Source organism: Mesorhizobium sp. M0227 (assembly GCF_040321855.1).
Classification (GTDB): Bacteria; Pseudomonadota; Alphaproteobacteria; order Rhizobiales; family Rhizobiaceae; genus Mesorhizobium.
Genome location: NZ_JAMYSJ010000028.1, coordinates 59,327 through 77,071, shown reverse-complemented (window position 1 = coordinate 77,071; position 17,745 = coordinate 59,327). Strand labels below are relative to the sequence as shown.

Below are 17,745 nucleotides of genomic sequence, written 5' to 3'. Positions count from 1 at the left end.
CCTGGTCATCCTCAATGCAAAAGCACGCGATGCGCGCAACGAGTTCGTAATTGCAACTTGACACCCCAGATAGTCGCTCTCCCCCGATCGACGGGGTAGAGGAAAGGCGCGAGCCTATTGAGCCAGCGCTCCTTACGCTGGGCTCCCTTCCTCTCCCTCCGGAGGGGGGAGAGGTGGCGCTGCGAAGCAGCGACGGAGTGGGGGAAGCCGGTCCTTAAGCGCGAAGCCGCTGATAGGTGAGCGCCACCGTGCTGGCCCGATACCGGGAAGTGGTAGGCATGTGAATCGCTCCAGACGGCCAGCCTCCCGAATTCTCGAACGATCTCAGGGCTCCAGTTCGACATCCCAGTACAGATAATCCATCCAGCTCTCATGCAGATGGTTGGGCGGGAACAGGCGGCCATTGTTGTGCAGATCGTGCACCGTCGGCTGGAAAGGCTTCTGCAGCGGCCACATCTTGGCATGCGCCGGCATCATGCCGCCCTTCCTGAGGTTGCAGGGCGAACAGGCGGCAACGACATTCTCCCATGTCGTCGCGCCGCCACGGTGGCGGGGAATGACGTGATCGAAGGTCAAGTCCTCCGGCGTGCCGCAATACTGGCACTGGAAACGGTCGCGCAGGAAGACGTTGAAGCGGGTGAAGGCCGGGTGCCTGGAGGGCTTCACATAGGCCTTCAGGCTGACCACGCTCGGCAGCTTCATCGAGAAGGTCGGCGAGGAGACGGCGTGCTCGTATTCGGCGACGATGTTCACCCGGTCGAGGAACACCGCTTTGATGGCATCCTGCCACGACCAGAGCGACAAGGGATAATAGCTGAGCGGACGGTAATCCGCATTCAGCACCAGTGCTGGAAGCCCATCCGGAGATACGGCAACCGTCACGTGTTCACCTCCTTGGTTCTAGACCCGAACGGCGCGGATACTGTAAGCCCGACATGACAGGGATGTGAAGCGGATTGTCGCGTGGCCTAAGCGCCAAAAATGCGTGATTTTTATCATTTTTTGCGGATTCAGGCCGGCGGCGCGGCGTCCCGCCCTCTGGTTTCACGATAATAGGACCAGAAAAGCCGCGATGCGACACCTCGCCACGGGCTCCATGATTCGGCCAATGCGATCAGGGTTTTCTCCGGCGGACGCGGCTCGATGCAGAGCGCGTGGCCGACCGCGCTCTGCAGCGCGACGTCGCGCGCGGGGAAGATGTCGGGATGCCCGGCGGCGAATAAGAGATACACTTCCGCCGTCCACGGGCCGATGCCGGACACCGCCGTCATCGTCGTGATCGCCTCCTGGGCATCGAGCGAACAGAGGTGATGAAGGTCGAGGCCGTCGGCCACCGCCTGGGCAATTGCGATCAGGCCGCGCTGCTTGGGCCGCGACAGGCCGGCCTCGCGAAACATGTCCTCGCCGGCGGCCAGGATCGCTTGCGGCGTCAGCGGATCGACGAGTTTGGTCAGCCGGCCGAAGATCGCATCGGCACTGGCGCGGGACACTTGCTGCGAGACGACGATCGACGCCAGGCTTCGAAACCCCGGCTCGGACAGCCGCAGCGGCACCTCGCCGGCCATGCCGCGCACCTTTTCCAGGCGCGGGTCGATCACGCAAAGCGCATCGAGCCCCCGGGCAATGTCGTCTGATGTCACGATACGGCGCATGCTTTCTTGTTCCTCGACCGTCGACAGGGTAGCAATTGGCGAAGCGCCGCAAAACATGATTGCCGCCTGAGAGATGACACTCCTGACATTCCGCTTCGCGCCCAGCCCCAACGGAGACCTGCATCTCGGCCACGCCTATTCGGCGCTGCTCAACCAGAAGCTGGCGGCACAGGCGCACGGCCGCCTGCTGCTGCGCATCGAGGATATCGACACGACGCGCTGCACGCCGCTATTCGAGGCAGGCGTGCTTGCCGACCTGAAATGGCTGGGGCTTGGCTGGGAAGAGCCGGTGCGCCGCCAGTCCGAGCATTTCGCCGAATACCAAGCGGTGCTCGAGCGGTTGATCGCGGACGAACTCGTCTACCCCGCCTTCATGAGCCGTGGCGAGATCCGCGCCTTCATCACCGACAGCGAAAAGCGTGGGCGCGACTGGCCGCGCGATCCCGATGGCGTGCCGCTCTACCCCGCCACCGACAAGGCGCTGCCGCTGAAGGAACGCCAGCGGCGGATCGCCGAGAATGCACCCTTCGCCTGGCGGCTGGATGTCGATGCCGCCATGGCGCGTGTCGGCAAGGACCTTTCATGGACGGAGTATTCTGACGAGACGCTTTCCGCGACGCGCTCCGTCGAAGCCCGCCCGCGGGACTGGGGCGACGTGATCTTGGCGCGCCGAGACATTCCGACCAGTTACCACCTCGCCGTCGTCATGGACGATGCGCTGCAAGACGTCAGCCACGTCGTGCGCGGCCAGGATCTGTTTTCCGCCACTGGCGTGCAGCGCCTGCTGCAGCAACTCCTCGGACTGCCGCAACCGGCCTATTTCCATCATCGTCTGATCCTCGGGACGGACGGACGAAAACTGTCGAAGAGCTTCAGTGATACCGGCCTTGCCGCATTGCGCCATGCCGGCGCATCGCCTGACGACATCAGGCGGATGGTCGGGTTTTGAGCTCGGTGAGACCAGGGCGCCACCCCCCAAATGCGCCGGCCGTTGAATTCCGGTGACGCATGGATCAACGGTTTCGTTTTGCGCGCCGGGTTGAAGCGCAGTAGAGCAGCGCCACGGTCAACTCCCTCCAGCGCGGCGGTCTCCGGAACATGCACAGCATCAAGCGGTTCATCCCCGCCACCTTCGTCGTCCTGTGGGCGACCGGCTTTATCGGCGCGCGCTACGCCATGCCGTGGGCGGAACCGTTCACATTCCTCGCCGCGCGTTTCGTCATCGCCGCCACCCTGCTGGCCGTCCTGATGCTTGTGCTGGGCTCGAAAAGAGCCACCCGCGAGGAGGCGCTGCATGCCACCGGCGCCGGCATCCTGATGCATGGCGTCTATCTCGGCGCCGTCTTCTGGGCCATCCACAGGGGCATGCCGACCGGATTTTCGGCCCTCATCGTCGGCCTGCAGCCGCTGATCACGGCGGTGCTTGCCGGTAAGTTTCTCGGCGAGGCGATCCTGCCGCGCCACTGGCTTGGCCTTGGTATCGGCCTCATCGGCATCGTCATCGTGCTGTGGCCGAAGCTCGGCGCGCTCGGCGGCGGCGTGACCGCGGCGACATTGACCGCCTCGCTGGTCTCGGTGCTCGGCATGAGCGCCGGCACCATCTGGCAAAAGCGCTTCGCTTCCGGCGGCGACCTCGTCGCGGCTACCATGTGGCAATATATCGGTGGCGGTTCGCTGATGCTCCTAGCCTCACTCGCCTTCGAGACCCACACCGTCGTCATCAACGGCGAACTGATCTTCGCCATGGCCTGGCTGGTGCTGGTGCTGTCGCTCGGCGCCATCTTCCTGCTGATGGTGATGATCCGCGACGGCGAGATGTCGAAAGTGGCGTCGCTGTTCTACCTGGTGCCGGCGGTGACGGCGGTCATCGCCTGGGCACTCTTCGACGAACAGCTCAACGCGCTGCAGATCGCCGGCATGGCGATCACGACCTTCGGCGTTGGCCTGGCAACGGCGCGGCAGACCAAGGGAAGAACTGTGGAATTGAGGCATTGAGGCATTGAGGCATTGAGGCATTGAGGCATTGAGGCAGATGGGGGCCATCTGGCGCTGGGTGCTACGTCAATTCTTCAATTCTTCAATTCTCCCATTCCTCAATTCTCCCATTCCAGTTCCCCAATTCGACCTGTCATCCCACCCGCGCACGCGCCTCCAGATAGCGACTGATCGCGGCATTGAGCTCGCCGCCGAGGATGAAGATCGCCGACACCATGTAGAGGAAGACCACGGCGATCATGATCGAGGCCAGGCCGGCATAGGTCGTCACGTAGGACGAGAAGTGGTCGAGATAGGTGGCGAAGATGGTCGAACCGATAAGCCATGCCGCCAGCGTGAAGACGATGCCCGGCACCAGCGAGACGAAGCGGCGCTTGCCCGCCGGCAGCCAGAAATGCACGGCAAACAATCCGCCGACGATGACCGCCGAAGCGATGACGTAACGCCACAGGGTGATGGTGCCCATATAGGGCTTGATCCAGTCGATATGGGCTTCGGCGAGCCGCGCCAGCAGCGGCGCGAACACCAGGAGCACGCTGATCGCCAGGAAACCGGCCGTGGCGATGAGAACGAAGATGATGCTCTGCACCCGGCGGTAGATGATGCCGCGCGTTTCCGAAACGCGATAGGCGCGGTTGAGCGACGTGCGCAGCGCCTCGATGCCGTTCGACGCAAAATAGGCCGCAAGCACCACACCATAGGTCAAAAGGTCGGTGCGTCTGACGGTCAGCACATTGAGCACTTCGCGCGCGATCGGCTTGGCGATCTGTTCGGGCCAGGTGTCGAAGACCAGATGCACGGCCGTGTCGGAGAACGCCTGCGCACCCAGGAAGCTCGCCAGCGTCGTCGCGAAGATCAGGAACGGGAACAGCGCCATCAGCGATGTGATCGCCAGATGGCTGGCCATGGCCCAGCCGTCATCGGTGTTGAAATGGCCAAGCGCGTCGTAGAGAACCCGCTTGAGGGCTACGATCTTCCGCAACAAGAACCGCGCCCTCCAATTGTCTCCACGCCGGGAATATGGGAAGGGATTGCGGCAAATGGCAACCCTTGGCGAAACCACGAACAGTCCGGCGCAGAAGGTGCGCTCGATTATCATCACCGGTGCGTCTTCGGGAATAGGCGCGTACTGCGCCCGCGCGTTGAAGGTGGAAGGCTGGCGGGTGTTCGCAACGGCGCGCAAGCCGCAGGACATCGCCGCACTCGAAGCCGACGGCATCGAGGCCTTCTATCTCGATTATTGCGAGCCGGACTCCATCGCCGCGCTGGTGACGGCGGTGCTCGACCGCACCGGCGGCCGGCTCGACGCCCTGTTCAACAACGGCGCCTATGCGCAGCCGGGCGCCGTCGAGGATCTGCCCGTTGCGGCGCTCAAGCAGCAGTTCGAGGCGAATTTCTTCGGCTGGCATGATTTGACCCGCCGACTGGTGCCGGTGATGCGCCGCCAGGGTCAGGGCCGCATCGTCCACTGCTCGTCGATCCTTGGCCTGGTGCCGGTGCGCTTCCGCGGCGCCTATTCCGCGTCGAAGCATGCACTGGAGGCCTTGATGCTCTGCCAGCGCCAGGAACTGGCCGGCAGCGGCGTCCACGTTTCGCTGATCGAGCCGGGGCCGGTGAAGTCGAAGATCGCCAGCAATGGCCTCATTTGGTTTCTCAGCAGCATCGACCACGAAAATTCCGTGCACCGCGTGGACTATGCGGCGCAACTCGAGCGGTTGCGGGCCGGCGGCAGCCAATCGGCCTTGAAGCCAGGGCCGGAAGTCGTTCATGCGGCGCTGCGCCATGCACTTCTGTCGCGGCGCCCGCGCCCGCACTATGTGGTAACAGTGCCGGCCAGGATCGGTGCGGTGCTCAAACGCATCCTGCCGGCATCGATGCTCTACCGCCTGATGGCCAAACGCGCCTGAACGCCAAACAACTGGAACGCAACAATGGCAACCGTCTTCAACATTCTCGCCATTCTGGTCATGGTCGCCGTTGCGGTCGTGCTTGTTCGTGGCCTCATCAACATGATGCGCGGCGGTTCCGGCGTCACCTCGAACAAGCTGATGCAGGCACGCGTCATGCTGCAGGCCGTGGCGCTGGTGCTGATCCTGCTTGCGGTGTATTTCACCCGCAAGTGAGGATATCGGCAGCCGGGGAGGCGAAATGGTCAAGCTCAACAAGATCTACACCCGCACCGGCGATGATGGCACCACGGGTCTCGGCACCGGCGAAAGGCGGCTGAAATCCGACCTGCGGGTAGACGCTTACGGCACCGTCGACGAGGCCAATGCCTGCATCGGCATCGCCCGGGTCCACACGGCCGCGACCCATCCCGCGATCGATGCCATGCTTTCCCGCATCCAGAACGATCTGTTCGATCTCGGCGCCGATCTCGCCGTGCCCGACGACGGCAAGCCACTCGGCTACGAGCCGCTTCGCATCGTCGCCGTGCAGACCGACCGGGTCGAGAAGGACATCGACCTTCTCAACAAGGAGCTTCAGCCGCTCAAATCCTTCGTGCTCAATGGCGGCACGCCGGCAGCGGCGGCACTTCACCTTGCCCGCACCGTGGCGCGGCGGGCCGAAAGGCTGATCGTGGCCCTTGCCCAGGACCCGAACGAGCACGTCAACCGCGACGGACTGAAATACATCAACCGCGTCTCGGATTTCCTGTTTGTCGCCGCCCGGGCGGTCAATGACAACGGAAACGCCGACGTGCTATGGGTTCCCGGCAAGAACCGCTGATTGTCGAAAGCGGAAGAGGGCCTGGGGCAATGTTCATCCCGCTTTACGACACCAACAGGCTGCGGCACATCCGCCTGCAATATGTGACCATCGGGCTGATCGTGGTCAATGCCCTGGTCTACCTTGCCACCGCGCTCGGCGGCGAGAGTTTCTCCAATGCCGCCGTGCTTGGTCTCGGCTTCATCCCGTCGGTCGTCCATGACACCGCCGAGCTCGATCCCCGTTTCATCGTCATCCCCGAAAGCCTGAGCTATCTCACCTATTCCTTCCTGCATGCAGACATCTTCCATCTCGGCGGCAACATGCTGTTCCTGTGGGTGTTCGGCGACAATGTCGAGGATGCGCTCGGCCACATCCGCTACCTCATCTTCTACCTGTTGTGCGCGATCGCCGGCGCCGCTTTCCAGGGCCTCGTCGCCTGGGATTCGCAAGTGCCGCTGATCGGTGCCTCCGGCGCCATCGCCGGGGTGGTCGTCGCCTATCTGATCCTTTATCCCAGGGTGAAGGTCTGGGTGCTGGCCTTTGCCCGCATCCCGCTGCGGATTCCGGCCTTCATCCCGCTCATCCTGTGGGTGCTGTTCCAGGTGGTGATGTTTGCCGCCGGTGGCGAGGATCAGATCTCCTGGGCCTGCCATATCGGCGGCATCATCGCCGGAGCTGTTCTTGTGCTTGTCTTGCGCAGCCGCGGCGTGCCGCTGTTTGCCGGCGCCGACGAGGACGTCGCGCCCACCGCTCCCGACCAACCGCCGGTTGCCACGGAACCGCTGATCCCCGACCCGCCCGCCGCGACACCGCGCTGGGGGCGAGGAAACGCTTCCAGTTCGGACTGAACCGATTTGAGCGGCTTGCAGCGTATTGACGTGCAGGGTTGCCGCAACTACGGAAACGTCACCGCCGCAACCTAAGGCGGGCAAAGACCAGAATTTCCATCCGGCCAGAATTCCATCCGGCCAAAATTCAGTCAGGAATGTCGGCTTTCGACAACTCAGAAAGGGCGCAGGCTGTTATAGCGCGCCCAACTAGCGTGAAGAGGTGACAGGCAAATGAAGATCCTTGTACCCGTGAAGCGGGTTGTGGATGCGAACGTCAAGGTTCGCGTGAAGGCTGATGGTTCGGCGGTGGAGCTCGCCAACGTCAAGATGGCGATGAACCCGTTTGACGAAATCGCGGTGGAAGAAGCAATCCGGCTGAAGGAAGCCGGCAAGGCGGAAGAAATCATCGTCGTCTCGATCGGCCCGCAGCAGGCGCAGGAAACACTGCGCACCGCGCTCGCCATGGGCGCCGACCGCGCCATTCTGGTCAAGACCGATGAACAAACCGAGCCGCTCGGCGTCGCCAAGGTGCTGAAGGGCGTCGTCGACGCCGAGCAGCCCGGCCTCGTCATTCTCGGCAAGCAGGCGATCGACGACGACTCGAACCAGACCGGCCAGATGCTGGCGGCACTGCTTGGCTGGGCGCAGGGCACCTTCGCTTCCAAGATCGTGCTCGACGGCGACAAGGCCAAGGTGACGCGCGAAGTCGATGGCGGCCTGCAGACCGTGGAACTGAAGATGCCGGTGATCGTCACCGCCGACCTTCGCCTCAACCAGCCGCGCTATGCCTCCTTGCCCAACATCATGAAGGCCAAGAAGAAGCAGCTCGACGAAAAGACCCCAGCCGACTACGGCGCCGACGTCAAGCCGCGGCTGAAGGTCATCAAGACCGAGGAGCCGAGTGGCCGCAAGGCAGGCGTCAAGGTCAAGAGCGTCGCTGAGCTGGTCGACAAGCTCAAGAACGAAGCCGGCGTGCTGTAAGCGATCGGGAAAGGAACAAGAAAAATGGCTATTCTCCTCATCGCAGAACACGACAACGCAACGCTTTCCGACCAGACCGCCAAGGCGCTGTCGGCCGCCCTGCAGATCGGCTCGGACGTGCATGTGCTGGTTGCCGGCAAGGGCGCCAAGCCGGCAGCGGACGCTGCCGCCAAGCTCAAGGGCGTGAGCAAGGTGCTGCTGGCCGAAGCCGACGAACTCGCCGAGCGCCTCGCCGAGCCGACGGCAGCACTGGTTGTGTCGCTGGCGGGCGCTTACGACACCATCATCGCGCCGGCGACCTCGTCGGGCAAGAATGTCGCGCCGCGCGTGGCTGCGCTCCTCGATGTCGCGCAGGTGTCCGAGATCATCGAAGTCGTATCGGCCGACACCTTCAAGCGCCCGATCTATGCCGGCAACGCTATCCAGACGGTGCAGTCGAGCGACGCCAAGAAGGTGATCACGGTTCGCACAGCCTCGTTCCAGGCAGCCCCCGAGGGCGGCTCGGCGGCGGTCGAGACCGTCAAGGCCGCGGCCAATCCCGGCCTCTCCACCTTCGTCGAGAACAAGCTTTCCGAGACCGACCGTCCGGAGCTGACCTCGGCCAAGATCATCATCTCGGGTGGTCGTGCGCTGGGTTCGGCGGAGAAGTTCCAGGAGGTCATCCTGCCGGTCGCCGACAAGCTCGGTGCAGCCGTCGGCGCCTCCCGCGCCGCGGTCGATGCCGGCTATGCGCCGAACGACTGGCAGGTCGGCCAGACCGGCAAGGTGGTTGCCCCCGATCTTTACATCGCGGTCGGCATCTCCGGCGCCATCCAGCATCTCGCCGGCATGAAGGATTCGAAGGTCATCGTCGCCATCAACAAGGACGAGGAGGCGCCGATTTTCCAGGTTGCCGACTACGGCCTCGTCGGCGATCTCTTCGTCATTCTGCCGGAGCTGCAAAAGGCGCTTTGACGCTTTCTGCCAAAGGTATTAAATGGTGAGGGTGGGGTAGACGAAGTCGCCCCGCCCTTTTAGTTTGCACCGCACAAAAAGCAGGCCGCAAAGGCGAAAAGCAATCCAGCAAAAGTGCGCAGCGGTTTTCCCGGGGAAAGCGCGTAGCGCTTTCCCTAGGGAATTGCGGTAAAATAAAAAGGTGGAGCGCTTTCGCAGTTCAAGCGGAAGGGCTCAGGACGGGATCGGTGTAATGAGCAAGATCGAGACGATCGGCATCATCGGCGCGGGCCAGATGGGCGGCGGCATCGCCCATGTCTCCGCGCTTTCGGGCTACAAGGTGCTGATCTATGATATTTCGCCCGACCGCATCGAGAAAGGCATCGCCACAATCAGCGGCAACATGGCCCGCCAGGTGGGGTCCGGCAAGCTCGACGAGAAGGTGCGCAACGACGCGATGGGCCGCATTTCGGCCGCGCCCGCGATGGCCGATCTTGCCGGCGCGGATCTGGTGATCGAAGCGGCGACCGAGGACGAGACGGTCAAGCGCAAGATCTACGCCCAGCTCTGTCCGCAGCTCAATCCCGAAGCCATCCTGGCGACCAACACCTCGTCGATCTCGATCACGCGGCTTGCCGCGCAGACCGACCGGCCGGAGCGGTTCATCGGCATACATTTCATGAACCCGGTGCCGCTGATGAAGCTGGTCGAACTGGTGCGCGGCATCGCCACCGAGGACCAGACCTTCGAGGCGGCAAAGACCTATGTGAAGCAACTCGACAAGACGATTACGGTCTCGGAGGATTTTCCGGCCTTCATCGTCAACCGCATCCTGCTGCCGATGATCAACGAGGCGATCTACACCCTCTATGAGGGTGTCGGCTCGGTCGACGCCATCGACACCGCCATGCGGCTCGGCGCCAACCATCCGATGGGGCCGCTGCAGCTGGCCGATTTCATCGGGCTCGATACCTGCCTGTCGATCATGCAGGTGCTGCATGACGGCCTGTCGGACTCGAAGTACCGTCCTTGCCCGCTGCTGGTGAAATATGTCGAGGCCGGCTGGCTCGGCCGCAAAACCGGGCGCGGTTTTTACGATTATCGCGGCGAGCATCCCGTTCCGACGCGCTGAGCGCATCGTCGGCGCAAATCAGGGGCAAGCCTTTCGGCGGTGACAGGCTCGATCAGGAGGCCGCGGCCAGCGGCTCTGTCCGGCCATCCACGATCCGTGCGTCGGGCGCCACGGAGACACAGCCACGGCCGGCCGCCTTGGCCGCATAGCAGGCCGCATCGGCTCTCGCGATGATCTCGTCGACCTCGCCGCAATTGGCATTGATCGCAGCCAATCCGATGCTGGCGCCGATCACGTGAGGACGGCCGTCCCAGGTGAAATCCAGGCCGCCGATCGCATCGATGATGGAGCGCGCCGCGATCTTGGCGCCGGCTGCTGAACCCGATTTCAGAATGACCGCGAATTCGTCGCCGCCGAGGCGAGCGACGATATCGTCTGGACCAAGCACGCCGCGAATCGCCACGGCAACCCGCTTCAGCAGCGCGTCTCCCGCCGCGTGGCCGCCCGTGTCGTTGACCAGTTTGAAGTGGTCGAGATCGATGAACATGAACTGATGTCCGCTGGCTCCGGCCGACTTTGTCGTGTCGCCGGTCGACTTTGTCGTGTCGGCGGTGCCGTCCTTGCGCGCCTGGCCGACTAGGCCCTCCATGGCGCGGATGAAGCTCGAGCGATTGGCAAGGCCGGTCAGCGCATCGTGTGCCGCGGCGTGCGCCAGTTGGCGCTGCAGCGCGCGCGCATCGGTAAAGTCCTGGAAGACGATGACCAGCCCGCAGAATTCGTTCCGTTCGTTGATGATCGGCGACACGACCTGACGGATGCTGCAGCGCGTGTCGTCGCGCCGGATAAGGACGGCGCGGCTGTTCTGGTCGGCCGGCGCCTGAACGCCAACCACGGGCCGGGTCACGCCAATCCTGTGCCCCGTCTCCTCGTCGACCGCCCAGTAGACATGGCCAAGCACCTTGCCGAGGGCCTCGCCGCCGGCAATCCCGGTCAGCTTTTCGGCGACCGGGTTCATGAAGGTGATGCGGTTTGCGGCATCGGTGCAGATGACGGCATCGCCGATCGATTGCAGCGTCACCCTCAGCCGCTCCTTTTCATCGGCAAGCATTGCCGCCGACACAGTGAGGCGCTCTTCGGCCTCCTTGCGACGGGTGATGTCGGTCAGGCTGCCAATGGCCCTGATCAGCCGTCCATCCTCGTCGCGTTCGATAGCCTTGCCGCGGTCGAGTATCCACATCCAGTGGCCATCCTTGTGGCGCATCCTGAATTCGGCCTCAAAGAACGGTGTCTTGCCCTCGAGATGAGCGCGATCCGCTTCGGCGACAGTCTCGCGATCGTCGGGATGAATCATCGTCAGCCAGCTGTCGGTGTCGCCATCGAGCTCGCCATCCGCATAGCCCAGCATCTTGACCCAGGTCGAGGAATAGGTCGTGCCGCCCTTGCGCATGTCGAGGTCCCAGACGCCTTAGCCGGCACCAGCCAGAGCAAAATTCCAACGCGTTTCCGCTTCGGCAATGCGCGCCTCGGCCTGCTTGCGCGCGTCGATGTTCTCGATTTGCGAGACGAGATAGAGCGGACGGCCGCTGTTTTCATCGCGAATGACCGAGCCGGCAAGATGGGCCCAGACGGGCGTTCCGTCCTTCCTGAGATAACGCTTCTCGAAGTGGAAGGAATTGACCGTGCCCGCCTTCAGATCGTCCATCGTCTCCCGCCCGATCTGCAGATCGTCGGGATGCGTGATCTGGAAGAAAGTCAGCGCCTCGATCTCTTCGCTTGTGTAGCCAAGCATGGCGGCGAAGGCCGGATTGGTCTGGCGGATGCGACCGTCGAGACCGACAACCACGATGCCGATCGCCGAATCCTCCATGGCGCGGCGGAAGCGCAGTTCGCTCTCGGCGATCTGTTGGCGATCCCTGCTGATCCTGCGGGCGGACAGAGCAGCGAGGAACAGCGCGCCCGCCGCCACCGCCACCGCGATCCGCAGGCAGAGCTTCAGCGCTTCGGTGCCGAGGTCCAGGCGCGAAAGCAGGATCGAGGTCGCCAGCACGCCCAGGCCGGCGACGAGCAACGCCAACCCTGCATGCCCAAGAGATTCTCGGCTGGTCAATCCTCGCCACATCACGATACGTGCCACCCCCGTGCGCAAACGCATGTTCTCGCATCAACCTTGGCGGATCGATTTTAAGGAAAGGTTGCGTCCGGCATGCCGGCGTGGTCGCTAACCGGCAAACAATTGCCGGCATGATTAAGGATCGGTGCATGGGTCCGCGATCGTTACGAAACGCTACCAGCGTATGAGGAACCGTCCGCCGAGCGCACCGAGCAATGCGAGCGCTGCGATCGCTATCGTGTACCAGGGGGCGACGAAAAGCGGCGAGTCGTCGAAGCAATGCGCGGCATAGAAGGTTGCCGCCAGCCCGCCGGCGAGCAGACCCGCCACCGCACCGGCAAGCACCGGCCGTGTCGGCGCGCCATAGCGCAGCATCCACAGGAAGACGGCAAGCGGGCCAATACCGATCAGCGGGATGAAGCCCATGCAGAGCATCATGTTGTTGCCGACCATCCGTGTACCCCACAGCGCCTCCGGCACCATGAAAAGCTCCAGAAGCACCGCCACGGCTACCAGCACTGGCGCCGCGGCCATCCAGGCCATTGCCCGGCCCGTCGAGGCGCCCGGCGTCGACAAGGCGCGGATCAGGGCGAAGGCGCTGACGGCAAGCACGATGGTGAAGACGAATTTGGAGAGGAAGCGCATCGTGTGCGCGGCCGCCATGAAGTCTGGGCGCGGGCCGATGGTCAGCAGGAAAACGATGGCCGCGATCACCGCCCCCGCACCGGCGGCCAGCCACCAGGCCGATTGCAGCGGCATCGCCTTGCTGCTTGCATCGGCGTCCAGCGCCCTGATGAGATCGTCCGTCCTCATGTCATTCCCGCCCGAACCGCCCCTGCCCGAATCGCTTGGCTATCGCGGCAAGTCCGCGATGCAGCGACACACGCACCGCCGTCTCGCTGATGCCGAACTTCGCCGCCGTCTCACCGATGGACCGCCCTTCCACCGACACGGCCGAGACCACGGAGCGCTGTGCCGGCGACAGGCTGTCCAATGCCCGGTTGATGTCTCGCTCGCTGACGGTCTCGGTTTCCGGCTCGGCGAACGTCTCGGCGATATCGTCGACATCGATCTCGATGCGCCGTCCGCGCCGCCGGAACGCATCGATCAGCTTGAAGCGGGCGATCGCGTAGATCCACGGCAACACCGGCGCATCCTGGCGCCAAGTATGTCGTTTTACATGAATGGCCAGCAAGGTTTCCTGCACGACATCCTCGGGATCGACCCCGCCCTGCACGATCTTGCGCCTGGCAAAACCGCGAACCAGCGCGGCAATCCGGTGCAGAAAGTCGGCGTAAGCCCTTTCATCTCCTGCGATCGCGGCCCGCATCAGCCGGGAAAGTTCGGCCTCGTCCTTGCCGCTCACAAGAGTTCACTCCCCCGAATTTCGCGTCTCGGCGCTGATTTGTTACGTGGCCGGCGAAATAATGTCCAAGCCAAACTGCCGGCAAATCACGAAAGTTTGCGGCATTGCCGAGCCGTGAGCATCACGCGGAATTGTCCGTTCGGTACCGACCTTTGCACTTCAGCGGCCGATTGAAGCAGATCACCAATGTTGACTAAGGCTGTCAGGTATCGGTAGGTGAGCCGGTGCCAACCGAACTTTAGGACAATGACATGAAATACGCTCTTTCCACTCTCGCCGGCGCCACCGCGCTGGCAATCATGCTGATCGCCAGCCCGTCGATGGCGGAAGATGATGGCATCATTGTCTACAACGCCCAGCACGAAAGCCTGACCAAGGCGTGGGCCGAAGGCTTCACCAAGGAGACCGGCATCAAGGTCACCGTGCGCAATGGCGGCGACAGCGACTTCTCCAACCAGATCGTCGCTGAGGGCACTGCTTCGCCGGCCGACGTGTTCCTGACGGAAAACTCGCCGGCCATGGTGCTGGTCGAGACGGCCGGCCTGTTCGCGCCGGTCGACGCCGACACGTTGGCACAGGTTCCCCAGGACTATCAGCCGGCCAGCGGCAAATGGGTCGGCGTCGCAGCGCGCAGCACGGTCTTTGCCTATAACAAGACCAAGCTGACCGCCGACCAGTTGCCCAAGTCGATGCTTGACCTCGCCGATCCGAGCTGGAAGGGCCGTTGGGCCGCCTCCCCGTCAGGCGCCGATTTCCAGGCCATCGTCAGTGCCCTGCTCCAGCTCAAGGGCGAAGCCGCTACCGCCGACTGGCTGAAGGCGATGAAAACCAACTTCACCGCCTATAAGGGCAACAGCACGGTGATGAAGGCGGTCAATGCCGGCGAGATCGAAGGCGGCGTGATCTATCACTATTACTACTTCGGCGATCAGGCCAAGACCGGCGAAAACAGCGGGAATGTCGAGCTGCACTATTTCAAGAACCAGGATCCGGGCGCGTTCGTCTCGATCTCCGGCGGCGGTGTGCTGGCCTCGAGCAAGCATCCGAAGGAAGCCCAGGCCTTCCTGAAATGGCTGACAGGCAAGGGCGGCCAGGACGTGCTGAAGACCGGCGATTCCTTCGAATACCCGGTCGGCAAGGGTGCGGAGTCCAACCCGAAGCTGGTGCCGCTCGTCGATCTGCAGGCACCAAAGGTCGACGCCACGACGCTGAACTCCAAGAAGGTCACCGACCTGATGACGGCAGCCGGCTTGCTTTAGTTGCCATTCGTCCTAAAAGGACACCCGACCACGCTCCCGCGGGAATTCGCCTTCCGCGGGAGTGATTTTGTTTTTCGAGATGACATTCGTCGATGACGACACGCTGTGTTCCCGACCGTGATCGCGGTCTTTCAATTGCTGCCGCTGGACGGCAGCGGCACGGCGTCTGACCTGATGCAGTCCGCGGTTGATCTCGCGCGCTCGGGCCTGCCTTCGGGCACAGGCCGAAGGGCCCGGCGCCGAGCCCCGCTTTGGCTGGTCATTGCCGCCATCTTCGTTGCGCTGCTGGCGCTGGTGCCGCTCGCCTTCATCATCTGGATCGCGGTGCAGACCGGCTGGGAAACCGTCTCGGCGCTGGTCTTCCGGCCGCGTGTCGGCGAGCTTCTGGTCAACACTGTCCTGCTGGTCGCGCTCTCCGTGCCGATCACCATCGTGCTGTCGGTTGCGCTGGCCTGGCTGACCGAGCGCAGCGACCTGCCGGGCGCCCGGCTCTGGGCCTGGCTCTGCGTGGCGCCGCTTGCCATCCCGGCTTTCGTGCACAGCTATGCCTGGGTCACCATGGTGCCGGGACTGCACGGCCTGTGGGCCGGCGTGCTGGTTTCCTTGATCGCCTATTTCCCGTTCCTGTATCTGCCGGTGTCGGCGGCATTGCGCCGTCTCGATCCCGCCCTCGAGGACGCTGCCGCCGCACTCGGCCTTGGACCCCGGCGCGTGTTCTGGCGGGTCGTGCTGCCGCAATTGCGGCTCGCCATCTGCGGCGGCTCGCTGCTGGTCGGCCTGCATCTGCTGGCCGAGTACGGCCTCTATGTCTTCATCCGCTTCGACACCTTCACCACGGCGATCGTCGACCAGTTCCAGTCGACCTTCAACGGACCGGCCGCCAACATGCTGGCCGGCGTGCTGGTCAGTTGCTGCTTCGTGCTGCTCGGCCTCGAAGTGCTGGTGCGCGGCGAGGAGCGCTATGCCCGCGTCGGCTCAGGTGCGGCGCGCCATCAGCAACGCACGAGCCTCGGACGCGCCACCATCCCGAGCCTGCTCTTGCTTGTCGTCACCACGCTTTTGGCGCTCGGCGTGCCGTTCGTCACCATCGGTGGCTGGCTTGCCGCCGGCGGCGCCGCTGTCTGGCGCTTGGACGAAATCGGCCTGGCGCTTGGCCAGACGCTGTTCCTGGCGCTCGCCGGCGCCTTGCTGGCCACCGTCGCCGCCATGCCGATGGCCTGGATCTCGATCCGCGCGCCGGGGCCGTTGCAGCGTCTGCTGGAGGGCTGCAACTATATTGTCGGCTCGTTGCCAGGGGTTGTCATTGCGCTGGCGCTGGTCACCATCACGGTGCGCATCGCGCTGCCGCTCTACCAGACCCTGTTCACCATCCTGGTGGCCTATGCGCTGATGTTCCTGCCGCGCGCGCTGGTCAGCCTGCGGGCGTCGATCGCGCAGGCGCCGGTCGAGCTCGAACGCGCCGCTTCCAGCCTCGGCCGGCCGCCGCTGCAGGCGCTGTGGTCGACGACGATCCGCCTGTCGGCGCCGGGTGCCGCGGCCGGGATGGCGCTGGTGGCGCTCGGCATCATGAACGAACTGACCGCCACCCAGATGCTGGCGCCCAACGGCACCCGCACGCTGGCGATGGCGTTCTGGTCCTACAGTGGTGAGATTGATTATGCCTCGGCGGCACCTTACGCCTTCATCATGGTGGCGATGTCGCTGCCCTTGACCTGGCTGCTCTATGTCCAGTCGAAACGGATGGCCGGACGATGAGCTTTCTCGAAATCAGCGGCCTGCACAAGCACTACGGTCCGGTGGCCGCTCTTGCCGGCGTCGACCTGAGCGTCGCCAGTGGTAGCCGCACGGCGATTGTCGGTCCGTCCGGCTGCGGCAAGACGACCTTGCTGCGGCTGATCGCCGGCTTCGAGGCCCCGGACCAGGGCCGCATCACGCTCGATGGCGAGGTGCTGGCCAATGGCGGCGCGGCGGTACCAGCGCATCGCCGCGGCATCGGCGTGGTGGCGCAGGACGGCGCCCTGTTCCCGCATCTGACCATTGCCGACAATATCGGCTTCGGCATGGCCCGAGGCGAGGACAAGCGCGCTGAGCGCATCGTCGAGCTCGCCTATATCGTCGGGCTCGACAAGGCGATCCTCAAACGCCGCCCGCACGAACTCTCCGGCGGCCAGCAGCAGCGTGTGGCATTGGCCCGCGCCATGGCGATGAAGCCCAGGCTGATGCTTCTGGACGAGCCGTTCTCGGCGCTCGATACCGGCCTGCGCGCCTCGATGCGCAAGGCGGTAGCCGAGCTGCTGGAAGCCGCCGGCATCACCACCATCCTGGTGACGCACGACCAGGCCGAGGCGCTGTCCTTCGCCAGCCAGGTCGCGGTGATGCGCGACGGCAAGTTCTCGCAAATCGGCACGCCGCGCGAGCTCTATCTCAAGCCGAAGGACAGGATGATCGCCGAATTCCTGGGCGACGCCATCATCCTGCCGGCCAAGATATCGAATGGCTTCGCCAACTCGCCGCTCGGCCGCATCGCGGTCGACACCAATGACAGCCGCGACATCGCCCGCATCATGCTTCGCCCGGAGCAGATCGCGCTGAAGAGAACGTCGCGCGAGGGCATGTCCGGCACCTCGGACATGCTGTTCGGCGAAGTGACGGAATCTGAATTCGCCGGCTCGATGTGCACGGTCGCGGTGCGGCTCTTGAACAATGCCGATCCGCCCGATGCGGCAGCGATCGGCAACACGCCGCTGGTCCTGCGCAAACCGGGCATGGACGCGCCGGCGGTCGGCGAGATCGTCCGACTGACCGTATCGGGAAAGGCGCATGTCTTCGCCTGAA

At 64.0% G+C, this 17,745-nt stretch carries 19 protein-coding genes; 12 read left to right on the top strand and 7 right to left on the bottom strand.

The genetic code is table 11. The annotated features are described in order from the left end of the window. Nucleotides 1-324: 324 nt before the first annotated feature. Nucleotides 325-882, bottom strand: a complete 558-nt coding sequence (locus tag NKJ00_RS26960) for an HNH endonuclease (RefSeq protein WP_006328497.1) — start codon at nucleotides 880-882, stop codon at nucleotides 325-327. Between the two features lie 128 nt (nucleotides 883-1,010). Further along, nucleotides 1,011-1,652 carry a DNA-3-methyladenine glycosylase family protein gene (locus NKJ00_RS26955; protein WP_352613705.1) on the bottom strand — a complete coding sequence of 214 codons (642 nt, stop codon included), beginning with the start codon at nucleotides 1,650-1,652 and terminating at the stop codon, nucleotides 1,011-1,013. 73 nt (nucleotides 1,653-1,725) lie between these two features. Between NKJ00_RS26955 and gluQRS the strand changes: the two genes are divergently transcribed. Together gluQRS and NKJ00_RS26945 are read left to right on the top strand one after the other, a co-directional pair. Beyond that, nucleotides 1,726-2,601, top strand: coding sequence for a tRNA glutamyl-Q(34) synthetase GluQRS (gene gluQRS, locus NKJ00_RS26950; protein ID WP_128304570.1), 876 nt, complete (start codon nucleotides 1,726-1,728; stop codon nucleotides 2,599-2,601). A gap of 149 nt (nucleotides 2,602-2,750) precedes the next feature. Continuing rightward, nucleotides 2,751-3,647, top strand: coding sequence for a DMT family transporter (locus NKJ00_RS26945; RefSeq protein ID WP_352631969.1), 897 nt, complete (start codon nucleotides 2,751-2,753; stop codon nucleotides 3,645-3,647). Nucleotides 3,648-3,780: 133 nt separating this feature from the next. On the opposite strand, the gene NKJ00_RS26940 is transcribed toward NKJ00_RS26945, so the two are convergent. Continuing rightward, nucleotides 3,781-4,632, bottom strand: a complete 852-nt coding sequence (locus NKJ00_RS26940; protein ID WP_013529430.1) for a YihY/virulence factor BrkB family protein — start codon at nucleotides 4,630-4,632, stop codon at nucleotides 3,781-3,783. A 55-nt stretch (nucleotides 4,633-4,687) separates the two neighbouring features. Here NKJ00_RS26940 and NKJ00_RS26935 point away from each other — a divergent pair, with 55 nt between their 5' ends. From NKJ00_RS26935 to NKJ00_RS26905, 7 genes are all read left to right on the top strand, one after another. Further along, entirely contained in the window at nucleotides 4,688-5,554 is an 867-nt protein-coding gene (locus NKJ00_RS26935; protein ID WP_352612776.1) for an SDR family oxidoreductase, read from the top strand. Nucleotides 5,555-5,578: 24 nt separating this feature from the next. After that, the gene (locus NKJ00_RS26930; RefSeq protein ID WP_013529428.1) at nucleotides 5,579-5,770 is read left to right on the top strand and encodes a twin transmembrane helix small protein; all 192 of its coding nucleotides are present in this window, start codon (nucleotides 5,579-5,581) and stop codon (nucleotides 5,768-5,770) included. A gap of 25 nt (nucleotides 5,771-5,795) precedes the next feature. After that, complete coding sequence (locus NKJ00_RS26925; RefSeq protein ID WP_023811132.1) at nucleotides 5,796-6,377, top strand: cob(I)yrinic acid a,c-diamide adenosyltransferase; 582 nt, start codon at nucleotides 5,796-5,798, stop codon at nucleotides 6,375-6,377. 29 nt (nucleotides 6,378-6,406) lie between these two features. After that, complete coding sequence (locus NKJ00_RS26920) at nucleotides 6,407-7,207, top strand: rhomboid family intramembrane serine protease (protein WP_023811131.1); 801 nt, start codon at nucleotides 6,407-6,409, stop codon at nucleotides 7,205-7,207. A gap of 213 nt (nucleotides 7,208-7,420) precedes the next feature. Beyond that, on the top strand, nucleotides 7,421-8,170 hold the full coding sequence (locus tag NKJ00_RS26915; RefSeq protein WP_027038146.1) for an electron transfer flavoprotein subunit beta/FixA family protein: 750 nt from the start codon (nucleotides 7,421-7,423) through the stop codon (nucleotides 8,168-8,170). Between the two features lie 24 nt (nucleotides 8,171-8,194). Beyond that, nucleotides 8,195-9,124 carry an electron transfer flavoprotein subunit alpha/FixB family protein gene (locus tag NKJ00_RS26910; protein ID WP_128304638.1) on the top strand — a complete coding sequence of 310 codons (930 nt, stop codon included), beginning with the start codon at nucleotides 8,195-8,197 and terminating at the stop codon, nucleotides 9,122-9,124. Between the two features lie 232 nt (nucleotides 9,125-9,356). Then, on the top strand, nucleotides 9,357-10,235 hold the full coding sequence (locus NKJ00_RS26905) for a 3-hydroxybutyryl-CoA dehydrogenase (protein WP_013529423.1): 879 nt from the start codon (nucleotides 9,357-9,359) through the stop codon (nucleotides 10,233-10,235). Between the two features lie 52 nt (nucleotides 10,236-10,287). Here NKJ00_RS26905 and NKJ00_RS26900 read toward each other — a convergent pair whose 3' ends face one another. From NKJ00_RS26900 to NKJ00_RS26885, 4 genes are all read right to left on the bottom strand, one after another. Further along, entirely contained in the window at nucleotides 10,288-11,622 is a 1,335-nt protein-coding gene (locus NKJ00_RS26900; RefSeq protein WP_352631967.1) for a diguanylate cyclase domain-containing protein, read from the bottom strand. An 18-nt stretch (nucleotides 11,623-11,640) separates the two neighbouring features. Further along, nucleotides 11,641-12,249 (bottom strand): PAS domain S-box protein, encoded by a 609-nt coding sequence (locus NKJ00_RS26895; protein ID WP_352631965.1) that lies wholly within the window; start codon nucleotides 12,247-12,249, stop codon nucleotides 11,641-11,643. Nucleotides 12,250-12,459: 210 nt separating this feature from the next. Beyond that, a complete protein-coding gene (locus tag NKJ00_RS26890) occupies nucleotides 12,460-13,098 on the bottom strand; it encodes an NrsF family protein (RefSeq protein ID WP_352612772.1) in 639 nt (212 codons plus the stop codon). A 1-nt stretch (nucleotide 13,099) separates the two neighbouring features. Further along, nucleotides 13,100-13,651 (bottom strand): sigma-70 family RNA polymerase sigma factor, encoded by a 552-nt coding sequence (locus NKJ00_RS26885; protein WP_127379999.1) that lies wholly within the window; start codon nucleotides 13,649-13,651, stop codon nucleotides 13,100-13,102. A gap of 251 nt (nucleotides 13,652-13,902) precedes the next feature. Between NKJ00_RS26885 and NKJ00_RS26880 the strand changes: the two genes are divergently transcribed. The 3 genes from NKJ00_RS26880 to NKJ00_RS26870 all read left to right on the top strand — a co-directional run bounded on the left by NKJ00_RS26880 (nucleotide 13,903) and on the right by NKJ00_RS26870 (nucleotide 17,744). Beyond that, entirely contained in the window at nucleotides 13,903-14,910 is a 1,008-nt protein-coding gene (locus tag NKJ00_RS26880) for an iron ABC transporter substrate-binding protein (RefSeq protein ID WP_352631963.1), read from the top strand. Nucleotides 14,911-15,084: 174 nt separating this feature from the next. Next, entirely contained in the window at nucleotides 15,085-16,665 is a 1,581-nt protein-coding gene (locus NKJ00_RS26875; protein WP_352612780.1) for an ABC transporter permease, read from the top strand. Beyond that, nucleotides 16,662-17,744: an ABC transporter ATP-binding protein gene (locus NKJ00_RS26870; RefSeq protein WP_128304644.1), complete on the top strand. Its 1,083-nt coding sequence runs from the start codon at nucleotides 16,662-16,664 to the stop codon at nucleotides 17,742-17,744. The genes NKJ00_RS26875 and NKJ00_RS26870 overlap by 4 nt, the downstream gene beginning before the upstream one ends. The last annotated feature ends 1 nt before the right edge of the window (nucleotide 17,745 follow it).